Source organism: Microbispora sp. GKU 823, assembly GCF_002027145.1.
Lineage (GTDB): Bacteria > Actinomycetota > Actinomycetes > Streptosporangiales > Streptosporangiaceae > Microbispora > Microbispora siamensis.
The window spans coordinates 1-3,901 of sequence record NZ_MWJN01000213.1 but is presented as its reverse complement, the minus strand read 5'-3'; the positions used below and the strand labels follow the sequence as shown (position 1 = coordinate 3,901).

2 protein-coding genes and 1 pseudogene are annotated in these 3,901 nt (G+C 68.8%); 2 read left to right on the top strand and 1 reads right to left on the bottom strand.

Annotated elements, in window-relative coordinates; genetic code table 11:
- Window positions 1-191: 191 nt before the first annotated feature.
- Window positions 192-1,678: pseudogene (locus tag B1L11_RS44150) on the bottom strand (IS1634 family transposase).
- 277 nt (window positions 1,679-1,955) lie between these two features.
- Here B1L11_RS44150 and B1L11_RS46300 point away from each other — a divergent pair.
- Window positions 1,956-2,120: a GntR family transcriptional regulator gene (locus B1L11_RS46300; RefSeq protein ID WP_218671707.1), complete on the top strand. Its 165-nt coding sequence runs from the start codon at window positions 1,956-1,958 to the stop codon at window positions 2,118-2,120.
- Window positions 2,121-2,397: 277 nt separating this feature from the next.
- A complete protein-coding gene (locus tag B1L11_RS44145; RefSeq protein WP_218671706.1) occupies window positions 2,398-3,279 on the top strand; it encodes a sulfotransferase domain-containing protein in 882 nt (293 codons plus the stop codon).
- The last annotated feature ends 622 nt before the right edge of the window (window positions 3,280-3,901 follow it).

Genomic DNA, 3,901 nt, shown 5'->3' with positions numbered 1-3,901 from the left:
CTTGGTGCGGTCGGGGGGGTGGTGCGGTGGGGCCCTGGTCGGCGGGTTGGGACGTCACTGGGGTGGGAAGCCGTTTGGGTTGAGACGTGTTTGGGGTGGGGCGTTGCTTGGTTGGGGAGGTCGCTTGGTTGGGGCGTCACTGGGTTGGGGCGTCACCTGACTCTTATCAATTTAGTGCGCACCCGTCTGGCCTACTTGATGAGCGCGAGTGCGTTGCGGAGGTCGGGTGGGAGCGGGTCCTCGGCGGTGATGGTGTGCTGGCCTGCGCGGATCTGGATGGTGCGGTAGCGGCGGGCGGTGCGGACGAACTTCTTGATGGACCAGCCAGTGCGGGCCTCGATGAGCCTGGTGACGGCGAGGGCGGCGAACAGGACGCTGAGGTGGGCGTCGATGGACTCGTGCTTGTGGTGGTAGACGGGCCGCGCCCGCAGGTCGTGCTTTGACATGCGGAAGCTTTTCTCTATCCGCCAGAGCTCGTGGTAAGAGCTGATCACGAAGTCCGCGGTGACCGGCTCTCCGTCCGGGGTGGCTGCGAGGTTGGTCTTGTATCCCTTGATCCCGGCCAGGGTGCGGGCCTTGTCCTCCAGCTCGCGGTTGACGCTCTTGACCGCGCCCTCAAGCTGGATGAACCGGTTCCGCTTGACCGGGGCCAGCCCGGCGACGGCCTTGGCCGCCTTGGCGACCTGCTCGTCGATCCCGTGGAGCGTCCGCCGGGCGCGGTCGGCGCGGTACTGGTAGTAGATGACCTGGTCACGGCGCTTGTCCTTCGGCCCTGCGGGCCAGGGCTGGGTGAAGACGTGCCCGTCAGGGATCTCCTCGCCGGGGTGCTCCCGCCTCCACTGGCCGATAAGGTAAGGGACGTCGGGGACCTTCATGCCGAGGATGAACGACAGCCCGGCGGCCTCGATGGCCTTCATGTTCGCGTCGGAGATCATCCCGGCATCCGCGACTACGGTGACGTCGGGCAGCTGGTGCGCGCTCATGAACTCCTCGATGACCGGCAGCATCGTCTTGGTCTCGGCCCGGTTCCCCTCGAAAGCCGAGAGCATGAGCGGGAACCCGGACTGGTCCGTCAGCAGGCCGATGGTGATCTGCGGCTCCAGCCGCCGCTCCTTGGAGAAGCCAGGCTCGCGGAACCCGTCCCCCTGATCAGTCTCGAAGTAGAGGGTAGACACGTCGTAGAGCACGAGGCTGGCCGGCCCCAGGCGGGCGTGCGCGGCGCATGCAGCGGACAGCCGCTGCCGCCACTCCTCCTTCGCATACGCGGCAGGCACCGGTTGAGCGTCGGATACGACGCCGCGCTTACTCCGGCTTCCTCAAGCACCCGCAGGCTGTCCTGCTTGCTCGTTGGCTCGATGATCCGGGCTAGGACCAGGTGGCGGAAGACCTGGTCCCCGCCCGCGGCGTCATCGAGGCCCAGGGCCCGGTAGGCACGCTCGATCGCATCGATCAGGTGTCCCATCCGGGAAGACGTGATCGGCAGCGGCCCGCCCGGTCCCGGCTGGTTCAGCCCGAGGTCGAGCTCCGTCTGCCCGGCCGCCAGCCGCTCCCTGGCCGCTGACTTCAGCGCCTCCAGCTCAGCGTCGTCGTGCGCCGAGCCGATGTGCTCGATGCTCCGCGACCCGCGCCGCGACGACCAGACGACCTGGACCGCCGTCGCCCCCGAGGCAGTCTTCACCGTGCGAACGTAGGCCACCCGACGAGACTACGAGCTGCGGCCGGCCCCGCTAAGCGGATGGCCTTCGGGCGCTCCGGCGAAACTGTCCCGCCCGCACGCTGGTGACCAGGGCCGCGACAGTGGCTACGACGGCTTGATCTGGCCCGCTCGGGCGGCTTGATCTGGCCCCGCCCGGGCTGGGGACGGGCGACGGAATCCTTATGTCGGCTTGAAGTGGCCCCGCCGAGCGGGTTGCGCGCGGGAGCCTCGTGGTGCTGCGCGGCGTCAGGAGGGTCTGGTGGCGGCCACGAAGGCTGAGCTGTTCGAGCGCATCCGGCGTGATTCGTGGCCGGAGGGGCTGTCGGTCCGGGCGCTGGCCCGCAGGTACGGGGTGCACCGGCGGCTGGTGCGGGAGGCGCTGACGCATGCTGAGCCAGGCCGCCGTGAGCGTCTTCCCGCATGAGAAAAGGCCCCGCGCAGCTGGGCCGAGCGGGCCTACCCCAACCTCATTTACTTCAACGAGGTTGACCGGGGCAATCACTTCGCTGCCTGGCAGGAACCGACGCTGTTTACCACCGAGGTCCGCGCCGCGTTCCGGTCATTGCGCTAGCGGGGCGCCCCGGTCATCCACGGCACGGTTGACGGCCCGATCTGGTTGCTGCCATTCTCCCCGCATGGGCTTGGGGGAACGCGTTCGCTACCAGACCTCCTTTACGGACTCGGCCCGCTGGGATGGGTTCGTGTTCCGTCCCGGCGACATCGTGATCAGCACCCCGGCGAAGTGCGGGACGACCTGGCTGCAGATGATCTGCGCCCTGGAGATCTTCAAAAGCGCGACATTCGACCGGCCGCTCGACCAGATCTCGCCGTGGCTGGACGTCCGGCTGCGCCCGCTCACCGGAGTGCTGGCCGACCTTGAGGCACAGGCGCACCGGCGATTCATCAAGACCCATACGCCCCTCGACGGATTGCCCTTCGACGACCGGGTCACCTACCTCTGCGCAAGCCGGGACCCCCGGGATGTGGCCGTGTCCTTGGACAGCCATACCACCAACACCGACCGGGCCGTGTCCCTCGCATTGCGGGAGGATGCCGTGGGCGCCGTGGTCCTTGACGAGCTGCTGGCCGCCGCTCCGTCCCTGCCGAGCGGAACCGCGCGCGAGCGCTTCTGGTCCTGGGTCAATCCGGCCGCGCCCGGAAAGACCGTGTCCGACCTGGAGATCATGCTTCACCATCTGGACACGTTCTGGCAGGTCCGCGACCAGCCGAACATCGTGCTGCTGCGCTACGAGGACCTCCTTGATGACCTCGAAGGGCAGATGCGCTACATAGCCGCCCGGCTCGGGATCGCCATCACCGAGGCAGCCTGGCCGGACCTGGTCCAGGCCGCCACGTTCGCGGTCATGAAGGGCCGGGCCGGCGAGCTCGCGCCCGAAGCCAGCCACGACGGCTTCTATCACGACCCCAGCCAGTTCTTCCACAGCGGATCAACAGGCCAGTGGCGGCAGGTCCTCAGCGAGGAGGAGCTTCCCCGGTACGCCGCCCGAGTCGCCGAATGCGCGCCCGCGGACCTTGCCGCCTGGATCCATCGGCCCGCGCTGCCGGCGGGAGGCAACCTCTAAGGCCGCGGTGCACGAGTGAAGACGCGCCGGAGCTGACTGCGGAACTGGTGGTGGACGGCGCCGTGCCGTCGCAGCCGGTGATCTCGCCCGCCGGGTGCTGGGTTGCCTACGTCGTCGCTCCGGCCCGGCCAGGGACCGCACAGCGGCGACGACACCTACGACCTCATCGACCACGCGCTTCACCAGCTCGCCAAGCGCCGCGGCGCCTGGCTCGGCGACGACCTGACCGCCATCACCCTGACCGCCAGCCTCATCGACCAGGCCGAGCGCTTCCTGCCCGAACTCGTGACCAGCGCCCGCCTCAACGGGCACACCTGGCACGATCCCCCAGACCCTGGCCACCAGCCCCGACGAGGCCCGCCTGCGATTCGACCCCGACTCCCCGGTCGCCGACGGCCGCTGGCCCTACGACACCCGAAACCGCAAAGGCGGGGCCACTTCAAGCCGTCACAACAGCGCCGAACCCGCACCCCGGTGGGGCCAGATCAAGCCGTCCGGGCGGGGCCAAATAAGACCGTCCTAACCACGACAGCGCCACCAGGCGAAGGTCACGTCCAGGGAAGTGGTGTACGAGCTGCCACCGCGTGATCCGTTTCTGCAGGTTATGCGGTGAGGCTGTCCG